The sequence below is a fragment of the Williamsia phyllosphaerae genome (assembly GCF_014635305.1).
In the GTDB taxonomy this organism is placed as follows: domain Bacteria; phylum Actinomycetota; class Actinomycetes; order Mycobacteriales; family Mycobacteriaceae; genus Williamsia_A; species Williamsia_A phyllosphaerae.
Map to the genome: position 1 here is coordinate 2668745 of NZ_BMCS01000001.1, position 17403 is coordinate 2686147.

Below are 17403 nucleotides of genomic sequence, written 5' to 3' on the forward strand. Positions count from 1 at the left end.
ACCGGTGCCGTACCAGGTGTGGCTCCTCCTCCTCGCGATCGCGCTGATCCCGCTCGGAGGACTGTTCGCCGCGATCGACACCGCCCTGCTGACCGTGTCCGCAGCCCGCGTGGACGACATGATCCGCGAGGAGCGAGGCGGCGCGGTGCGGCTGCGCGCCGTCCTCGTCGACCGGGCGACCTACGTCGGACTGACCGTCCTGATGCGCATCATCTGCGAGATCACCGCGACCGCGTTGGTCGCCGCGGTGACCCTCGACGTGCTGAGCACGTTCTGGGCGGTCGTCCTCGTGGTCGTCGTGATGGCGTTCGTCAGCTACGTGATGGTCGGTGTCGGTCCCCGGACGCTGGGTCGTCAGAACGCGTACTCGATCGCCCTGACCTCGGCGGCGTTGCTGCAGGCGCTGGGGTTCCTGATCCGCCCGATCACCCGGCTGCTCATCCTGCTCGGCAACGCGATCACGCCCGGTAAGGGCTACCGCAACGGCCCCTTCGCGACGGAGGTGGAGCTGCGCGAGCTCGTCGACATGGCCGAGGCGCGCGGCGTGGTGGACGCAGGCGAGCGCCGGATGATCCAGTCCGTGTTCGACCTCGGCGACACCTCGGCCCGCGAGGTGATGGTGCCGCGTCCGGAGATGATCTGGATCGAGTCGGACAAGACCGTCGCCCAGGCGACGAGTCTGGCCGTGCGGTCCGGGCATTCACGGATCCCGGTGATCGGCGAGAACCCCGACGACATCGTCGGCGTCGTCTATCTGAAGGACCTGGTGCAACGCACCCTGCCGACCTCGGCACCGGACTCGGAATCGGCGGCCCGTCGCGTCGGGGTCGTCGAGTTGATGCGACCAGCCGAGTTCATCCCCGATTCCAAACCCCTCGACCGGGTGCTGGCCGACATGCAGCGGATGCGCAACCACATGGCGTTGCTGGTCGACGAATACGGCGGCATCGCCGGACTGGTGACCATCGAGGACGTGCTCGAGGAGATCGTCGGCGAGATCAACGACGAGTACGACACCGACGAGGGGTCACCGATCGAGGATCTCGGTGACGGCCGCTACCGGGTGTCGTCCCGGCTGCCGATCGAGGACCTCGGTGAGCTGTTCGACGTCGAGATCGACGAGGACGACGTCGACACCGTCGGTGGACTGGTCGGGCTCGGACTCGGTCGCGTCCCGCTGCCCGGATCGCACGTCGTCTCCCACGGATTGCAACTCGTCGCCGAGGGGGGACCGAACCGTCAGGGGCGCCTGCGCATCACCTCGGTGGTGGTCGAGCGCGAGGACGTCGACGACCCGGAGGAGGATCAGGCCGCACCCGAGGTCGTCGAACCCGACGACACCGACACCGACACCCGGTCGGCATCGCGGCGTGCGACGGAAGGAATCTCGTGAGCGGCGACGCCACCACCTACAACAACACCGGGTCCGACACGTTCCGTTCGGGTTTCGTGTGCTTCGTCGGCCGTCCCAACACCGGCAAGTCGACGCTGACCAACGCGTTGGTCGGCGAGAAGATCGCGATCACGTCGAACCGTCCGCAGACGACCCGCCACACCATCCGCGGCATCGTCAATCGTCCCGACGCGCAGCTCATCCTGGTCGACACCCCCGGACTGCACCGGCCCCGGACGTTGCTGGGACAGCGGCTCAACGACCTGGTCCGCGACACCTACTCCGAGGTCGACGCCATCGGCATCTGTATCCCCGCCGACGAGGCGATCGGCCCCGGTGACCGGTGGATCGTCGACCAGGTGACCCGGATGGCGCCCAAGACGACGTTGTTCGGCATCGTCACCAAGATCGATCGCGTGACCCCCGACCGGGTGGCCAAGCAGCTACTGGCGTTGTCGGCGTTGCTCGGTGGTGAGCGTGAGGTGGTCCCGGTGTCGGCGACGTCCGGACAGCAACTCGAGGTCCTGACCGATGTCCTGGTCGGGCTGATGGAGACCGGCCCGGCGTTCTACCCCGACGGTGAGCTGACCGACGAACCCGAGCAGGTCCTGATGGCCGAGTTCATCCGGGAGGCCGCGCTCGAAGGTGTCCGCGACGAACTCCCGCACTCGTTGGCCGTGGTCATCGAGGAGGTCATCCCGCGCGAGGGACGTCCCGAGAACCAGGCGCCGATGGTCGACGTCCACGCGATCCTCTACGTCGAGCGTGACAGCCAGAAGGGCATCATCATCGGCAAGAAGGGCGCCCGGCTCAAGGAGGTCGGCATCGCCGCCCGCGGGCAGATCGAGCGGTTGCTCGGCATGCGGGTCTACCTGGAGCTGCACGTGAAGGTGGCCAAGGACTGGCAACGCGACCCCAAACAGCTCCGGAAGATGGGGTTCTAGGGCGGTGTCGGGCGCGCACGAGAAGCCCGAAGGTCCGGAAACAGCGACGCCGGCGACCGGACCCGCGCCGGAACCGATGGGCACGTCGAGCCATGCGGTCCGGGCGCTGCTGTCGACCCCACGTTTCTGGGTCGCACCGATCGCGGCCGTGGTCGGGATCATGTGTCTGCTCGCCGCGATGTACATGGGCGCGATCGTCGACACGGAGAAACACCTGCACGACTTCTCGGTCGACCTCGTCGTGGAGGACACGGGCGCTTCCCAGGGTGCGAACGCGCCACGTGCGGAATTCGGCAAGCAGGTCGGCGAGGGGATCCTCGCCGGCACGAAGGGCACCGGCCTGACCATGCGCGTCAGCGACCGCGGTACGGCGCTCGATCGCCTCGCGTCGGCGCAGACATTCGGCGTGATCATCATCCCGGCGGACTTCTCGCAGTCGGCCATCGATCTCGCAGGTTCCGTCGTCGGCAACGCCACCCCGTCGCCGCCGACGGTCGAGGTGCTGACCAACCGACGCTCCGGGACGTTCGCGTCGTCGGTGCTGACCACCGCCGTCGACCGCATCAAGACCTCGGTCAACGAACAGTTCGGTACCCAGCTGACGAAGACCGTCCGAGACCGGTTGGCACAGAACAACGTGCCGTTCGTCGGCCTGGCGTCCTACGCCTTCGCCGCGCCCGTCGTGTTCGCGGTGTCCGACGCCGAACCGCTGCCGGGCGGTGCGGCGAACGGGCTGTCGGCGTTCTACTTCACGATCCTGCTGGTCCTCGCCGGGTTCACCGGTGCGCTCATCGTCCACTCCCTGGTCGACGGGATGCTCGGGTTCATCCCCATCGAGATCGGCCCGCTGTACCGGTGGCGCACACGGCTGCCCATCTCCCGCCGCGGGACGCTCGTGGCCAAGTGGTGGATCATGTTCGTCATCGCGATGGTGCAGTCCGCCCTCTACATCGGGGTGTGCGCGGCGGTGGGTATGGACAATCCCGCGCCGTTCACCCTGTGGATGTACTCGACGTTGGCGATCACCGCGGTCGGGGTGACGGCGTCGTCGATCATGGCGTTGTTCGGCACCGCCGGCATGATCGTGAACCTGATCTTCTTCGTCATCCTCGGTCTGCCGTCGTCGGGCGGGGCGGTCCCGCTGGAGGCCAGCCCGCGGGTGTTCACGTGGTTGGCCGAGGTGGAACCGATGCGCCAGATCTATCTGGGCGTCCGGTCGATCCTGTACTTCGGCGGGGACTTCTCGGCCGGTCTGGGTCATTCGCTGCTCATGACGTCGGTCGGTCTGCTGGTGGGCCTGGTGCTGGGATCGATCGCGGTGCGGTTCTACGACGCGAAGGGCTGGCAGCGGGCCCCGCAGCCGCCGACGGCCGCGGCCGTCGAGCCGGTCGGTTGAGCACCTGCGTTCGCGGGTCGGTGCCGCCCGGATGACCTCGCGGGTGGAAGAATGACCAGGTGAGGTTGTATCGGGACCAGGCAGTGGTGGTTCGCCAGCACAAGCTGGGCGAGGCCGATCGCATCGTCACGCTCCTGACCTACCAACACGGGCTGGTCCGCGCGGTCGCCAAGGGGGTGCGCCGGACCCGATCCAAGTTCGGTGCCCGACTCGAACCGTTCGCCCATGTCGACGTACTCCTCTATCCCGGACGCAACCTCGACGTCGTCACCCAGGTCGAGAGCCTCGACGCGTTCGCCTCACCCATCGTCGCCGACTACGGCCGCTACACCAGCGCCTGCGCGATCCTGGAGACGGCCGAGCGCCTCGCCGGTGAGGAGCGCGCGCCCGCCGACCGGCTGCACAAGCTGACCGTCGGGGGACTGCGCGCCATCGCCGACGCCGCCCGACCCCGGGAGTTGGTGCTCGACGCGTTCCTGTTGCGCGCCATGGACTTCGCCGGCTGGATGCCCGCGCTCACCTCGTGCGCGCGGTGCGGGGCGGCCGGTCCGCACCGGGCGTTCCACGTCGCGGCGGGCGGGTCGGTGTGCGTGCACTGCCGTCCGCCCGGATCGGCGACACCGTCGCCGGGGGTGCTCGACCTGATGGACGCCCTCTACCGGGGCCAGTGGGAGCACACGGCCGACGCGAGCGACTCGCTGCGCCGCCAGTGCAGTGGGCTCACCGCCGCGCACCTGCAATGGCACCTCGAACGGCAGTTGCGGACGCTGCCCCTGATCGAACGCGAGGCGCCGCACCGCACCGGAGAGGACATGCGTGATGGCTCTACGCCGCCCCGCGAAGCGGCTCGCTGAGACCGCCGCCGACAGGGTGATCCGACCGCCGGACCCGCACCCGTCCGGCGCGCGACCCCCGCTGCTGCAGACCGAGCTGATCCCGCGCCACGTCGCGCTGGTGATGGACGGCAACGGCCGATGGGCCACCGACCGCGGTCTGCCCCGCACCGAGGGCCACAAGCGCGGCGAGGCCGTGCTGATGGACTCGGTGGAGGGCTGCATCGAGCTCGGCGTCACGTGGCTGTCGGCGTACGCGTTCTCCACCGAGAACTGGTCGCGCAGTCCGGACGAGGTGAAGTTCCTGATGGGGTTCAACCGGGACGTGATCCGGCGACGCCGCGACGAGATGCACGAGATGGGTGTCCGCGTGCGGTGGGCCGGACGCCGACCCCGCCTGTGGCGCAGCGTGATCAAGGAGCTCGAGATCGCCGAGGAACTGACGAGGGACAACACGGTGATGAACCTGACGATGTGCGTCAACTACGGCGGGCGGGCGGAGATCGCCGACGCCGCACGCGAGATCGCACGCCGCGCCGCCGCCGGTCAGCTCGATCCCGAGCGGGTCACCGAGGCGTCCTTCGCCCGCTACCTCGACGAGCCCGACATGCCCGACGTCGACCTGTTCCTGCGCCCGTCGGGGGAGCGACGCATCTCGAACTTCCTGCTCTGGCAGTCCGCGTACGCCGAGATGGTCTACCAGGACAAGCTGTTCCCCGATTTCGACCGACGCGATCTGTGGGCCGCCTGTGTCGAGTACGCCTCGCGCGACCGCCGCTTCGGTGGCGTCGGCGAACCCGGGACGACCCGATGACCGCCACACCCGCGACCGACCTCATCGACCGGGCCGCGCGGCTCCTCGACGGGGTCGCCGACGTCACCCGCGGTGACGACGGGACCTCGTTGACCCTGGCGTTCGAGGGCACCCGGGCCGCGGTGCAGGCGATGACGCTGAGCGAGGGCCTCGACGTGCTGTCGCTGACCCAGGTGCTCGCCTGGGACCTGCCCAACACCGACGCCCTGCGCACCGACATCGAGCGGCTGTCGACGAACCTGAGCTTCGGTTCGATCAAACGCGCGTCGGCCGAGGTGACCACAGATGTCCTGCAGCACTACACCTTCCCGGCGGGGACGCTCGGCGACGCGGCTCTGCTGACGATGGTGCACCTGGTGCTGTCGTCGGGTGTCGAGTTGTCCCGACAACTCACCGACTGACCCGCGTCAGGCCGTGCGATAGCGCGCGAGCGTCACGCCGGACGGGAACCGCGTCGACTCGACGAGCGTCAGACGTACCGGTGCGGTGTCGTCGAAGAGCCGGCGCCCGGATCCGCGTGCGAACGGGTGGACGAACAACCGGAACTCGTCGACGAGTCCCGCGGTGATCAGCGCGTGGCACAGCCCGATGCTGCCGGTGCAGACGATGTCGCCGCCGGGCAAGCTCTTGATCCGGGTGACGTCGTCGGCCAGTGGGCCGGAGAGCACCTCGGAGTTGTGCCATCGCGGATCGTCCAATGTCTGCGAGACAACGTATTTGGCCACGCTGTTCAGGTGCGCGGTCACCCCGGTCGTGTCGTCGGTCCTGGGTCCCCAGTAGTCGCGCATGCCGACGAAGGTCTCGCGCCCGACGAGGAAGCCGTCGGAGGCATCGCGTTGCGCGGCCAGGGCCGCGTCGACCTCCGGATCGCCGCCTGCCCGGCCGAACCAGTCGTCGGTCGCCTCGACGACTCCGTCGACGGTGATGTTCTGGGTGATGACGAGATCACGCATGCGGTGGATCTCCTGTCGTGTCGGTGGTGCGATGGGCGACGAGCAGTCCGTCGATGGCGGTGTCGACCGTGCGTCGAGCCGCGGCGAGCACCTCCTCGGTGGTGCGGTGTCGGAGTGGTCCGTGCAGCGCGAGGAAGGTGAAGCCGTGCACCGCGGACCAGCACGGCCACTCGGCACCGGCGCGGTGATCTTCCGGGAGCACGCCGGCGGTCACGAGCCCGTCGAGCGCTGCCACCAGGCGGGCGAGGGGGGCCGGCAGAGGGGTGGCGTCTCCCGACCCGACCGAGGTGAACGCGACCCCGAACCAGCCCGGCTCGGCGAGAGCGAAGCGGATGTAGCCGAGACCCACCGCACGCAACACCTCGACCGGGTCGGCGTCGGCGGGCTCGGTGTCCATCTCGGCCGCCATCGACGCCTGAATGCGGTCGATGGTTGCGACCAAAAGATCGTCACGGCCACGAAAATGCCGGTACGCAGCGTTCGGGGTCACCCCGGCTCGACGGGTTGAGTCCCGGATCGACAGCGCGTCCGGTCCACCGGAACGCGTTGCCGTCAGCGCGCCCGCGATCAGCTCCTCGCGCAGGTTGCCGTGGTGGTAGCGCGGTCGATCGGGTGAGTGCGCGACGGTCATCACCTGCTCCTCTCGCCGGATTCGCCCGAATCGGTGACGGATACCGAGCTCAATGTATACGGTGTCCACACCGAGATGTAGACAACGTACACATTGGAGGCCGACATGCCCCGGTTGGTCCACCCGCCGTCGTCGATCGCCCCGTCGGCGCAGTCCGAGACGGCTCTACCGCCGGTCGTCGAGCCGGCGGCCTGGCGCACCGAACTCGACGAGTTGCGCAGACGCGAGAAGGCCGCCACCCGCGAACTCGACGCCATCGCCGCCCAACGCCGCCGCCTGCCCATGGTCGAGGTCGGCGACCACACCCTCGTCGGTGCGGACGGACCGGTCCGCCTCGCCGACATCTTCGACGGCGCCGCGCAACTGATCGTCTATCACCACATGTGGTCGCCCGGGGAACAGTGGCAGTGCGGCGGCTGCACGTCGTTCACCGCGCAGTTCACCCGGCTGGACTTTCTCGCCAACTATGACGCCAGGTTCGTCGTGGTGACCAACGCCGAGATCGGGGAGGCGTCGGCCTACCGCGACCGGGTCGGCAACCGCATGCCGTGGTTCTCGGCGGCGGGCACCACGTTCGGCGCCGAGGTCGACGCCCCCGAGGGCGGCGGGTTCGCGCTCAACGTCTTCCTGCGCGACGGGGATCGCGTGTTCCGCACCTACTCGACGACATCGCGCGGAGTCGAGCAGGCCGCGCACACCTTCCCGCTCGTCGACCTGCTGCCGTTCGGTCGGCAGGAGCAGTGGCAGGACTCACCCGACGGCTGGCCGCAGGGACCGGCGTACGCCGGCTGGCTCGACTCACCCGACGTCGCCGAGCGTTACGGGACCGACGCCGCCGGCTCGGAGGCGGTGCGGCGATGACGACGCCGACCGACGAGCGTTTCGTGGCGCGCCGCACCCTCCCGGCGACCGCGGACCACATCTTCGCCGCGCTCGCCGACCCCGATCGGCATCAGGACACCGAGCCGCGGGACTGGGTACGCGACGCGGTGGACCCGAGCCCGATCAGCGGGACCGGGCACGTGTTCGCGGTCAACATGTATCTCGAGGCCGTCGGTGGGTCCTACGTCATGCACAATCTCGTCACCGAGTTCGACCCCGGACGCAAGATCGCGTGGATGCCGGGGCAGCTCACCGATGACGGCAAGCACGACCCGGGCGGATGGGTCTGGCGGTACGAGCTGGCCCCGCAGGACTCGGGAACCGAGGTGACGTTGACCTATGACTGGTCGGGCACACCGCGGGCGATCCGCGACGAGATCGGCGGTCTCCCACCGTTCCCGGCGGAGTTCCTCGACGAATCGCTGGCGGCGCTGGAGCGCGCCGTGACCACCGATCCCTGAGGTCGTTCGATCAGACGTGGCAGTCGGGGCAGCGCCCGAAGATCTCGACCGTGTGGCCGACGTCGGTGTAACCGTGTTCCGAGGCAACCGTGGCGGCCCAGTCCTCGACCGGATCGGCCTGCACCTCGACGGTGGTCCCGCAGTCGCGGCAGACCAGATGGTGGTGGTGTCCGGCGGAGCAGCGCCGGTATCGGGACTCGCCCGAATCGGTACGCAGGACATCGATCTCGCCGGCGTCGGCCAGCGCCTGCAGGTTGCGGTAGACGGTGGTGAGGCCGATCGACTCGCCCTCGGACTTGAGGGTGTCGTGCAGTTCCTGCGCCGACCGGAACTCGTCGACCGTGTTCAGCAACGACGCGATGGCGTGCCGTTGCCGGGTGGCGCGGACCCCGGTCGCCGGGATCGTGTCGGTCGCGGTGGCGCGCCCGCTCATTCGGTCCGCTCGGTGGCGTGGGCGACCGCATCGGTGACGATGTGGGCGAGGTGGTCGTCGACGAGGTGATAAAGGATCTCGCGGCCGTTGCGCTGTCCGGAGACGACGCCCGCCGCCTTGAGCACCCGCAGATGCTGGCTGATCAGCGGTTGGGTGACGCCGAGAGCGCCGACCAACTCGTGCACGCAGCGTTCCTGCTCGAGGAGCTGCAGCACGATGGCGATACGGACCGGCGCAGACAGGGCACGCAGCAACTCGCTAGCGCCGTCGAGCGCGGCGCGGTCGACCGCGACGGTCGGTTCGAGCTGATCGCCGATCGGCTCGTCGGAGATGTCGGTCATCGGTGGTCCCGTCGTCGACGAACATCGGGCGGGGGAGAACCCACCTCGTTAATTGCAATCATTTTCATATGCATGGTGGGCCATGTCAAGGCGGCCGGGTCGTCCCGCAGGCGGATCAGCAGTCGCCGACGAAGCGTTCGAATCCCGCGACGAAGGCGTCCGCGAGTCCGTCGGGCCAGTCCGCCATCCGCCGGGTCAACTCCTCGCCGAGTCGGTGTCGCATGAGGGCGGTGACCCGAGCGCCGTCGTCGGTCAGCGACAACAGGGTCGAGCGGCCGTCGGCGGGATCTGATGCGCGCGCCACCAGTCCGCCCTCGACGAGTCGCGCGGCGTATCGACTGGCCACGCTGCGCTCGACCCCGGCGAGCGGTGCCAGCCCGGCCGCGCTGATCGGCCCGTATCGCGCCACACCGCTGATCACGGTGTAGGTCGCCGGGGTCACGCCCAGGTCCGACAAACCATCGGTGATGCTGCGGTACAACCCGATCCGGGTCTGTCGGTTGAGGAGCGTGCCGAGGGCGTCGGCCGCGCGATCGCCGAGCGAGGGTTCCATGATCGCCAATCTACGTGTAATTTGAACGTACAATTTACATCGATTCTAGGAGTGATCATGCGTGATGAACGACAGGAGCGCCCCATCGGCGCCCAGGACGTCCTCGCCGACGGCGTGGAGACCGCCGTGTTCGACGGACGCGAGGTGCGCAAGGGGACCGTCGCAGCCTTCGTCGCCAACGCTCGCGCCCTGGAGCGGTCGGTCGCGGGTACGCAGGAGAGTCGTCGACTGGAGGAGGAACTGCTCCGGGCGGTGCCCGACCTGCGGTCGATCGGCGTGCTCGATGTGTTCACGCCTCGGACGCCGCGGCTCGCCGCGGTGATGGGGGGCGCAGAGCGGGCGCGCGATCGGTGACCTCGCGGCGGCTAGGCTGTATCGGAACTCCACGACCGATGCGCTCGCGCACGGCCGCCGAGTTCACAGCCCTTATCCCGAGATCCCTGTGGAGTGTGCGTTCATCGTGGCCGGACCATCGAGTCGAGTCGACGCCGTCGTCAACCTGTGCAAGCGGCGGGGGTTGGTGTACCAGTGCGGTGAGATCTACGGCGGCACCAGGTCCGCCTGGGACTACGGCCCGCTCGGTGTCGAGCTCAAGGACAACATCAAGAAGCAGTGGTGGCGGTCGATGGTCACCTCACGCGAGGACACCGTCGGACTCGACTCGTCGGTGATCCTCCCGCGCCAGGTGTGGGAGGCCTCCGGCCACGTCAGCGTGTTCAACGATCCGCTGGTCGAGTGCCTGAACTGCCACAAGCGCCACCGGCAGGACCACCTGCAGGAGGCGTACGCGGAGAAGAAGGGGCTGGACGATCCCGACGCGGTCGTGATGACTGATGTCGTGTGTCCCGACTGCGGCACCCGCGGTCGGTGGACCGAACCCCGTGACTTCAACATGATGCTCAAGACCTACCTCGGACCGGTGGAGTCGGAGGAGGGTCTGCACTATCTCCGCCCGGAGACCGCGCAGGGCATCTTCGTCAACTTCAAGAACGTGATGACCACCGCGCGCAAGAAGCCGCCGTTCGGTATCGGCCAGATCGGCAAGAGCTTCCGCAACGAGATCACGCCCGGCAACTTCATCTTCCGCACCCGTGAGTTCGAGCAGATGGAGATGGAGTTCTTCGTCAAGCCCGGCGAGGACGAGCAGTGGCACCAGTACTGGATCGACACCCGCCGCCAGTGGTACGTGGACCTCGGGATCGACCCGGAGAACCTGCGCCTGTTCGAGCACCCTGCGGAAAAGCTGTCGCACTACGCCAAGAGGACGGTCGACGTCGAGTACAAGTTCGGCTTCTCGGGCAGCCCGTGGGGTGAGCTCGAGGGTGTCGCCAACCGGACCGACTTCGACCTGAGCACGCATTCGAAGCACTCGGGGGAGGACCTGTCGTTCTTTGACCAGACGAGCGGTGAGCGGTTCACGCCGTACGTCATCGAGCCCGCAGCCGGTCTGACCCGCTCGTTCATGGCTTTCCTCTGCGACGCGCTCGTCGACGAGGAGGTGCCGAACGCCAAGGGCGGCACCGACACCCGCACGGTGCTCAAGCTCGATCGCCGTCTCGCGCCGGTGAAGGTCGCGGTGCTGCCGCTCTCACGCAACGAGCAACTCTCACCCAAGGCCAAGGCGCTCGCCGCCGAGCTGCGTCAACACTGGAACGTCGAGTTCGACGACGCCCAGGGCATCGGCAAGCGCTACCGCCGTCAGGACGAGATCGGCACACCGTTCTGCGTGACCGTCGATTTCGACTCCCTCGACGACGACGCGGTGACCATCCGCGAGCGCGACACCATGAGCCAGCAGCGGGTGGCCATCGACAAGGTGGCCGGTTATCTCGCCGGCGAACTGCTCGGCTGCTGAACCGGATCGGTCGCCGGGATCGATCTTCGGGTCGATCTCTGCCATAGTCGACCGCAGGTGCCGTCGTGCCGGGCAAGGGGTCCGGAGTGGATGGCGGCACGAGGAGAGTGAGTTGTCGTGGCGCAAGCAGTGACAGGCAAGGTCGTTCATTACGACGCGAATCGCGGGTTCGGCTTCCTCGCGCCGGAGTCGGGGGGCGCTGACGTCTTCCTGCACATCAACGACATCGACATCGACGAGTCGGAACTCAAGCCGGGCGCCCAGGTCGAGTTCGAGGTCGAGGAGACCGAACGCGGCTCGAAGGCGACCAACGTCTCGGTCATCGGTTCGGCTCCGGCCGCACCGCCTCGTGGAGGTCGCCGCGACGACTCCGACCACGGTGCGCGCTCCGACCACGGCTCGCGTGATCACGGTTCGCGTGACCAGGGTCGTGACCGTGCTGCCGCGCCGCGTCGCACATCGCGCGGATCGGACTCCGCGGTGCTCGACTCCGCGGTCTTCACCGAGGAGCTCACCGAGTTGCTGCTCGACTCGTCGGGGTCGCTGACCGCGGAGCAGATCATCGCGATCCGCAGCCGCATCACCGATTTCGCCATCGCGCGGGGCTGGGTGGTTGACTGACCGCGTCGGCGGCCACGTCCGAGTACCGGTGACGTCCCCGCAGACGCCGATCGCCCTCTACGACGAGCACTCGACGCAGAGGTCGGTCAGCGAGCGACCCAAGTCGTCGATCCTGCCGGGAACCCACAGCGAACAGCGCAGTGAGTTCGCGCGCGATCGCGCGCGCGTGCTGCACTCGGCGGCGCTGCGACGACTCGCCGACAAGACGCAGGTCGTGGGCCCCCGTGAGGGCGACACCCCGCGCACCCGTCTGACCCATTCGCTGGAGGTCGGCCAGATCGGTCGGGGCATCGCCATCGGGCTGGGGTGCGATCCCGACCTGGTCGAACTGGCCGGTCTGGCGCACGACATCGGCCATCCGCCGTACGGCCACAACGGCGAACGGGCCCTCGACGAGGTCGCCGAGGGGTTCGGCGGGTTCGAGGGCAATGCCCAGAACCTGCGCATCCTCACGCGTCTCGAACCCAAGCTCCTCGACGCCGACGGTGCCAGCGTGGGCCTCAACCTCACCCGCGCCTCGCTCGACGCGACCCTGAAGTATCCGTGGGTGCGGGACGAGCCGGGGAGCAAGTTCGGCGCCTACGTCGACGATCTGCCGGCACTGGAGTGGATCCGAGACGGGGTGACCGGCCAGCGGCAGTGCCTGGAGGCCCAGGTCATGGACTGGTCGGACGACGTCGCGTACTCCGTGCACGACGTCGAGGACGGCATCATGGGTGGACGCATCGATCTGCGCAGTCTGGGTGATCCCGACGATCAGCGGGCGCTCGCCGAGATCGGTGTGCGCGAGTTCGTCGGGCTCGACTCCGACGAGCTCATCGAGGCCGCGCAGCGACTGGCCGGACTCGAGATCGTCCGTGCCGCCGACGGTTACGACGGGACCCTCGCGCAGTCGGTCGCGCTCAAGGCGCTCACCAGTGAGCTCGTCGGACGGTTTGCGTCCGCGGCCATCGCGGGCACCCGGGATTCGGCGGGACCGGGACCGCTGTGCCGCTACGGCGCGAATCTGTCGGTGCCTGCACTGGTCGCCGCGGAGGTGGCGGTCCTCAAGACGGTCGCGTTGCGGTTCATCTTCTCCGACGCCCGCCACAAGTCCCATCAGGAGCGCCAGCGTGATCGCATCCACCGCGTCGCCGGCTGGCTGCTCCGCGCGGCCCCGGGTGGACTGGACCCGTTGTTCGTCCCGGCGTGGGAGAACGCGGCCGACGATGCGGCGCGCATGCGTGTGGTCGTCGACCAGATCGCCTCGATGACCGAGGGCAGGCTCGAACGCACCGACCGACAGAACTCAGGGGCGCAGGCCCACCTCGGCTGAATCGGGCCGTGCGACCTCGCTCGCGCGATCGCGGGTGCCGACCAGCAGGATCTCGGTGCTCACCTCGCCGTCGTTGCGCACCCGGTGCGTGGTGCGGGCCTGGAAGTGCGCGGCGTCCCCCGGCTCGAGCGTCTCCGACTCCTCCGCGCCGCCGGTGCCGATGATCAACTCGACGGTGCCCGACAGCACGTACATCCACTCCTCGCCGTCGTGATGTGCGGTGGGAGACGAGCAGTGCGGGCTGATCGTGAGATGCATCGAGTGCAGGTCCGGGAGGTCGCCACTGAGCACCGCCACGTCGCCGCTGGCCGTGTGATGCACGGTGCGTCGGTCGCGGGAGACGACGTGTACCGCGGCCGGTGTGGTGTCGGCGACCAACTCGCTCAACGTGATCCCGAAGATCCGGGACAGTTCGATGAGTGTCCCGACCGACGCCTGGCGGCTACCGGACTCGATTCGCGACAACTGGGTGGCCGACAGCCCGGACTCGTCGGCCAGCGCGCGCAGGGTCGCGCCCCGCGCCTGGCGAAGGGTGCGGACCCGACGTCCGATCCACCGCTCGTCGATCCGTTCGGTCATGCCCGCGAGGTTAACGCTTCCGTGGACCGGATGTGACCACATGGGTCGATGTGTTGCCTCCTGGGTTTGACGTTGGTTCGTCATCCGGCGCACACTGCGCGACGAGGCGAACCATCGCAGAAGGCACACCAGGGCAGGAGGCCGCGTATGTCCCGATCGACCCCGGCCGCGACGGGCGACACCACGTCGACCGACCCGGTCGTGTCGCCGTGGCGTGCGGGCGTTCTCGCCGTCGCGGCCGTGATCGCACTCGGCGTCAGCCTGCGCCTGTTGTTCGGCAGCGCGTCGTCGGTGATCTCCGAGATCCGGGACAGCTACAGGCTCGGGTCGGTCGAGGTCGCGCTGCTCACGACCGGACCGGTGGTGTGTCTGGGCCTCGGGGCGAGTGTCGCCCCGCGGCTGGCCCGACGATTCTCGGCGCTGCCGGTGGCGGCCGGCTGTATGGCGGTGCTGGCGCTGGGCTCGGCGCTGCGCGCCATACCCGGTTGGCCGATCCTGCTGGTGGGCACCGTCATCGGTGGTCTCGGCATCGCGGTGGCCAACGTACTGGGTCCGGTCCTGATCCGTCTGCTCTTCCCGCACCGCATCGGCGCGATGACCGGTCTGCTGACCGCGCTCATCTGCGTGAGTGCCGGCATCGCGTCCGGGATCACCCCGCCGGTCACCCGGGCGGTCGGTGACAGCTGGCGGATCGCACTCGGTCTCTGGGCGATCCCCGCGGCCATCGCCTTCGTCGCGGTGGCCCTGCTCGCCGGCTCGCACGGACGGGGCCTGCGTCGTGCCCGGGAGATCGCGCCGGCCGTACCGGTGCCGGTGGCACCGGCGCAGATCCGACCGGGTGCGGCGCGGATGCGCTGGGCGATCACGGGTTTCATGGGGATCCAGTCGCTGCTGGCCTACGCCACCGTGGCCTGGCTGCCGACCATCTATCGCGACCGCGGCCTCTCGGCGGACGAGGCCGGACTGATCTTCGCCGCGCTGAGTGTGGCGAGCATCGTCACCGCCCTCGGCGTTCCGGTGCTCGCGACCCGGATGCGGTCGCAGCGCCTGCTGGCCATCGCGGTCGTGGCGACGGCGACGGTGGGTCTGCTCGGGGTCCTGTGCACCGGGACGTGGGGCGCATGGCCGTCGGCGATCATCATCGGGTTCGGCCAGGGTGGTGCGCTGTCCCTGGCCCTGGTCCTGATGAACCTGAGGTCGGCGACCGCGGCCGAGGCGACCGCCCTCTCGGCGGCGGCGCAGACGGTGGGCTACCTGCTCGCGGCCACCGGACCGCTGGCGATGGGTGTACTGCACTCCGCGACCGACGGGTGGTCGGTCCCGCTGATCGCTCTCACGGCGACGATGGTGCCCCTGGCGATCTGCGGTGTCGTCGCCGGTCACCCCGGGACGATCGACATCCCGGCCGCCGACCGCCACGGCGGCTCCCCGCGGTCGCACCCACCGATACACTCATAGCCGTGCCCGGCCGAATCCCTGATCGCGACATCACGGCCATCCGCGAGCGCACACACATCGAGGAGATCGTCGGCGACTACGTGGCGCTGCGTCGCGCCGGTGCGGACAGCCTCAAGGGCCTGTGTCCGTTCCACGACGAGAAGTCACCGTCGTTCCACGTCCGTCCCAACCACGGACACTTCCACTGCTTCGGGTGCGGTGAGGGCGGAGACGTCTACACCTTCCTGCAGAAGCTGGAGCACATCCCGTTCGTCGAGGCCGTGGAGCAGCTCGCCGACCGCATCGGCTACCAGATCAACTACGAGGGCGGCGGGGCCAGTGTCGCGAGGGACCGCGGGACGCGAGCGCGTCTGGTCGCGGCCAACGCCGCCGCGCAGAAGTTCTACGCCGAGCAACTCCTGACCCCGGACGCCCAGAAAGCGCGCGACTACCTCAAGGAACGCGATTTCGACCAGGCCGCCGCGACGCAGTTCGGCTGCGGGTTCGCGCCGATGGCGTGGGACGCGATGACGAAGACATTGCTGGCGCAGGGTTTCGAGTTCGCCGAGCTCGAGGCGGCCGGTCTCTCCCAACAGGGGCAGCGCGGACCGCGCGATCGCTTCCGTCGTCGATTGCTCTGGCCCATCCGCAATCTCGCCAACGACATCATCGGTTTCGGCGCGCGCAAGATCTTCGACGACGACACCATGGGCAAGTACATGAACACCCCGGACACGATGCTCTACAAGAAGTCCCAGGTGCTGTTCGGTCTCGACCACGCGAAGAAGAACATCGCGAAGGGGCACCAGGTGGTCATCGTCGAGGGCTACACCGACGTGATGGCCATGCACCTCGCCGGCGTGACCACCGCCGTCGCCTCGTGCGGCACCGCGTTCGGCGAGGACCACCTGGCCCTGCTGCGCCGGTTGTTGATGGACGACTCCTACTTCCGGGGAGAGGTGATCTACACCTTCGACGGAGACGACGCGGGCAAGGCGGCGGCGCTCAAGGCGTTCGAGGGTGAGCAGAGCATCGCCGGACAGACGTTCGTCGCGATCGCCCCGGAGGGCATGGACCCGTGTGAGCTGCGTCAGTCCGGGGGAGACACCGCAGTCCGTGACCTCATCGCCCGGCGGATCCCGATGTTCCAGTTCGCCATTCGCGCGGTGCTGGCCGGACACGATCTGGAGACGGCCGAGGGGCGGGTGCACGCGCTCCGCGACACCGTCCCGGTCGTTGCGCGCATCAAGGACTTCGCCTTGCGCGACGAGTACGCACGGCAGCTGGCCGGGTGGGTCGGTTGGGAGGACGAACGCCAGGTCCTCTCCCGCGTCCGGGAGCAGTCGGCGTCGGGGACGGCGACCACCGGTGCGGGTGCACGCGCGCAGGCGCGGACGCGCAAGAACGCCGCCGCGAGCAGTCCCACCGCGGGTGTGGCCGGCGCCGCACGTCCGTCACCGACCGATCCGCGACTGTGGCCGCAACGCGAGGCGCTCAAGGCGGCCCTGCAATACCCCGCCATCGCGGGCACGGTGTTCGACTCGTTGCCGGTCGAGTGTTTCCCGGAGCCGGCGTACGCGCTGATCCGCACGGCCATGCAGACCGCCGGTGGTACGAGCGCCGGACTCGGGGGCGCGCAGTGGCTCGACGTGATCGGACGCGAGTTGGACAACCCCGTGCTCACCTCGATGCTCACCGAGCTGGCCGTCGAGCCGATGCCCGTTTCCGAGCAGGCCATCCCGCGCTACATCGGCAGTGTTCTCGCGCGCCTGCAGGAGGGGTGGGTCGGCGAACAGATCGCCGACATCAAGTCCCGACTGCGGCGCATGTCCCCGGGCGACGACCCGGAGGCCTACAACGCGGTGTTCGGCGACCTGGTCGCACTGGAGGCCTACCGGCGCAGCCTGCTCGAGCAGGCGGTCGACCCGAACGGGCTCGCCGGCTGATGCCGTCTGCGGGAGT

Annotated in this window: 20 protein-coding genes; 14 read left to right on the forward strand and 6 right to left on the reverse strand. The window is 68.9% G+C overall.

Annotated features, from left to right (window positions below; all coding sequences use genetic code 11):
• Window positions 1–4 precede the first annotated feature (4 nt).
• The 6 genes from IEV93_RS12485 to IEV93_RS12510 all read left to right on the forward strand — a co-directional run bounded on the left by IEV93_RS12485 (window position 5) and on the right by IEV93_RS12510 (window position 5781).
• Window positions 5–1393, forward strand: coding sequence for a hemolysin family protein (locus IEV93_RS12485; protein ID WP_188490012.1), 1389 nt, complete (start codon window positions 5–7; stop codon window positions 1391–1393).
• The gene (gene era / locus IEV93_RS12490; protein WP_188490013.1) at window positions 1390–2337 is read left to right on the forward strand and encodes a GTPase Era; all 948 of its coding nucleotides are present in this window, start codon (window positions 1390–1392) and stop codon (window positions 2335–2337) included. Before IEV93_RS12485 ends, era begins: the two co-directional genes overlap by 4 nt.
• Window positions 2338–2413: 76 nt before the next feature.
• The gene (locus tag IEV93_RS12495; protein ID WP_188490014.1) at window positions 2414–3733 is read left to right on the forward strand and encodes a YhgE/Pip domain-containing protein; all 1320 of its coding nucleotides are present in this window, start codon (window positions 2414–2416) and stop codon (window positions 3731–3733) included.
• A gap of 59 nt (window positions 3734–3792) precedes the next feature.
• Window positions 3793–4587, forward strand: a complete 795-nt coding sequence (recO, locus tag IEV93_RS12500) for a DNA repair protein RecO (protein ID WP_188490015.1) — start codon at window positions 3793–3795, stop codon at window positions 4585–4587.
• Complete coding sequence (locus tag IEV93_RS12505; protein ID WP_188490016.1) at window positions 4553–5380, forward strand: isoprenyl transferase; 828 nt, start codon at window positions 4553–4555, stop codon at window positions 5378–5380. Before recO ends, IEV93_RS12505 begins: the two co-directional genes overlap by 35 nt.
• Window positions 5377–5781: a hypothetical protein gene (locus IEV93_RS12510; RefSeq protein ID WP_188490017.1), complete on the forward strand. Its 405-nt coding sequence runs from the start codon at window positions 5377–5379 to the stop codon at window positions 5779–5781. The genes IEV93_RS12505 and IEV93_RS12510 overlap by 4 nt, the downstream gene beginning before the upstream one ends.
• Before the next feature lie 6 nt (window positions 5782–5787).
• Here IEV93_RS12510 and IEV93_RS12515 read toward each other — a convergent pair whose 3' ends face one another.
• Together IEV93_RS12515 and IEV93_RS12520 are read right to left on the reverse strand one after the other, a co-directional pair.
• Window positions 5788–6333, reverse strand: a complete 546-nt coding sequence (locus IEV93_RS12515; protein WP_188490018.1) for a dihydrofolate reductase family protein — start codon at window positions 6331–6333, stop codon at window positions 5788–5790.
• Window positions 6326–6964 (reverse strand): TetR/AcrR family transcriptional regulator, encoded by a 639-nt coding sequence (locus IEV93_RS12520; RefSeq protein WP_188490019.1) that lies wholly within the window; start codon window positions 6962–6964, stop codon window positions 6326–6328. Before IEV93_RS12520 ends, IEV93_RS12515 begins: the two co-directional genes overlap by 8 nt.
• 105 nt (window positions 6965–7069) lie before the next feature.
• Between IEV93_RS12520 and IEV93_RS12525 the strand changes: the two genes are divergently transcribed.
• Entirely contained in the window at window positions 7070–7825 is a 756-nt protein-coding gene (locus IEV93_RS12525) for a DUF899 domain-containing protein (protein WP_188490020.1), read from the forward strand.
• Window positions 7822–8307 (forward strand): SRPBCC domain-containing protein, encoded by a 486-nt coding sequence (locus IEV93_RS12530; RefSeq protein ID WP_188490021.1) that lies wholly within the window; start codon window positions 7822–7824, stop codon window positions 8305–8307. Before IEV93_RS12525 ends, IEV93_RS12530 begins: the two co-directional genes overlap by 4 nt.
• A gap of 10 nt (window positions 8308–8317) precedes the next feature.
• On the opposite strand, the gene IEV93_RS12535 is transcribed toward IEV93_RS12530, so the two are convergent.
• From IEV93_RS12535 to IEV93_RS12545, 3 genes are all read right to left on the reverse strand, one after another.
• A complete protein-coding gene (locus IEV93_RS12535; RefSeq protein WP_308691101.1) occupies window positions 8318–8740 on the reverse strand; it encodes a Fur family transcriptional regulator in 423 nt (140 codons plus the stop codon).
• A complete protein-coding gene (locus tag IEV93_RS12540; RefSeq protein ID WP_188490022.1) occupies window positions 8737–9081 on the reverse strand; it encodes an ArsR/SmtB family transcription factor in 345 nt (114 codons plus the stop codon). Before IEV93_RS12540 ends, IEV93_RS12535 begins: the two co-directional genes overlap by 4 nt.
• Before the next feature lie 115 nt (window positions 9082–9196).
• Entirely contained in the window at window positions 9197–9634 is a 438-nt protein-coding gene (locus IEV93_RS12545; RefSeq protein ID WP_188490023.1) for a MarR family winged helix-turn-helix transcriptional regulator, read from the reverse strand.
• Window positions 9635–9691: 57 nt separating this feature from the next.
• Here IEV93_RS12545 and IEV93_RS12550 point away from each other — a divergent pair, with 57 nt between their 5' ends.
• The 4 genes from IEV93_RS12550 (at window position 9692) to IEV93_RS12565 (ending at window position 13425) form a co-directional block, all read left to right on the forward strand.
• A complete protein-coding gene (locus IEV93_RS12550) occupies window positions 9692–9988 on the forward strand; it encodes a hypothetical protein (protein ID WP_188490024.1) in 297 nt (98 codons plus the stop codon).
• A gap of 106 nt (window positions 9989–10094) precedes the next feature.
• A complete protein-coding gene (locus IEV93_RS12555) occupies window positions 10095–11489 on the forward strand; it encodes a glycine--tRNA ligase (protein ID WP_188490025.1) in 1395 nt (464 codons plus the stop codon).
• Between the two features lie 117 nt (window positions 11490–11606).
• Complete coding sequence (locus IEV93_RS12560) at window positions 11607–12110, forward strand: cold-shock protein (RefSeq protein ID WP_188490026.1); 504 nt, start codon at window positions 11607–11609, stop codon at window positions 12108–12110.
• A 49-nt stretch (window positions 12111–12159) separates the two neighbouring features.
• Window positions 12160–13425 (forward strand): deoxyguanosinetriphosphate triphosphohydrolase, encoded by a 1266-nt coding sequence (locus tag IEV93_RS12565; RefSeq protein ID WP_371873838.1) that lies wholly within the window; start codon window positions 12160–12162, stop codon window positions 13423–13425.
• On the opposite strand, the gene IEV93_RS12570 is transcribed toward IEV93_RS12565, so the two are convergent.
• The gene (locus IEV93_RS12570; protein ID WP_188490028.1) at window positions 13399–14004 is read right to left on the reverse strand and encodes a helix-turn-helix domain-containing protein; all 606 of its coding nucleotides are present in this window, start codon (window positions 14002–14004) and stop codon (window positions 13399–13401) included. The two genes, IEV93_RS12565 and IEV93_RS12570, sit on opposite strands and share 27 nt — an antisense overlap.
• Before the next feature lie 147 nt (window positions 14005–14151).
• Here IEV93_RS12570 and IEV93_RS12575 point away from each other — a divergent pair, with 147 nt between their 5' ends.
• Together IEV93_RS12575 and dnaG are read left to right on the forward strand one after the other, a co-directional pair.
• Window positions 14152–15462 carry an MFS transporter gene (locus IEV93_RS12575; protein ID WP_188490029.1) on the forward strand — a complete coding sequence of 437 codons (1311 nt, stop codon included), beginning with the start codon at window positions 14152–14154 and terminating at the stop codon, window positions 15460–15462.
• 2 nt (window positions 15463–15464) lie between these two features.
• Window positions 15465–17387, forward strand: coding sequence for a DNA primase (gene dnaG / locus IEV93_RS12580; protein WP_188490030.1), 1923 nt, complete (start codon window positions 15465–15467; stop codon window positions 17385–17387).
• Window positions 17388–17403 lie beyond the last annotated feature (16 nt).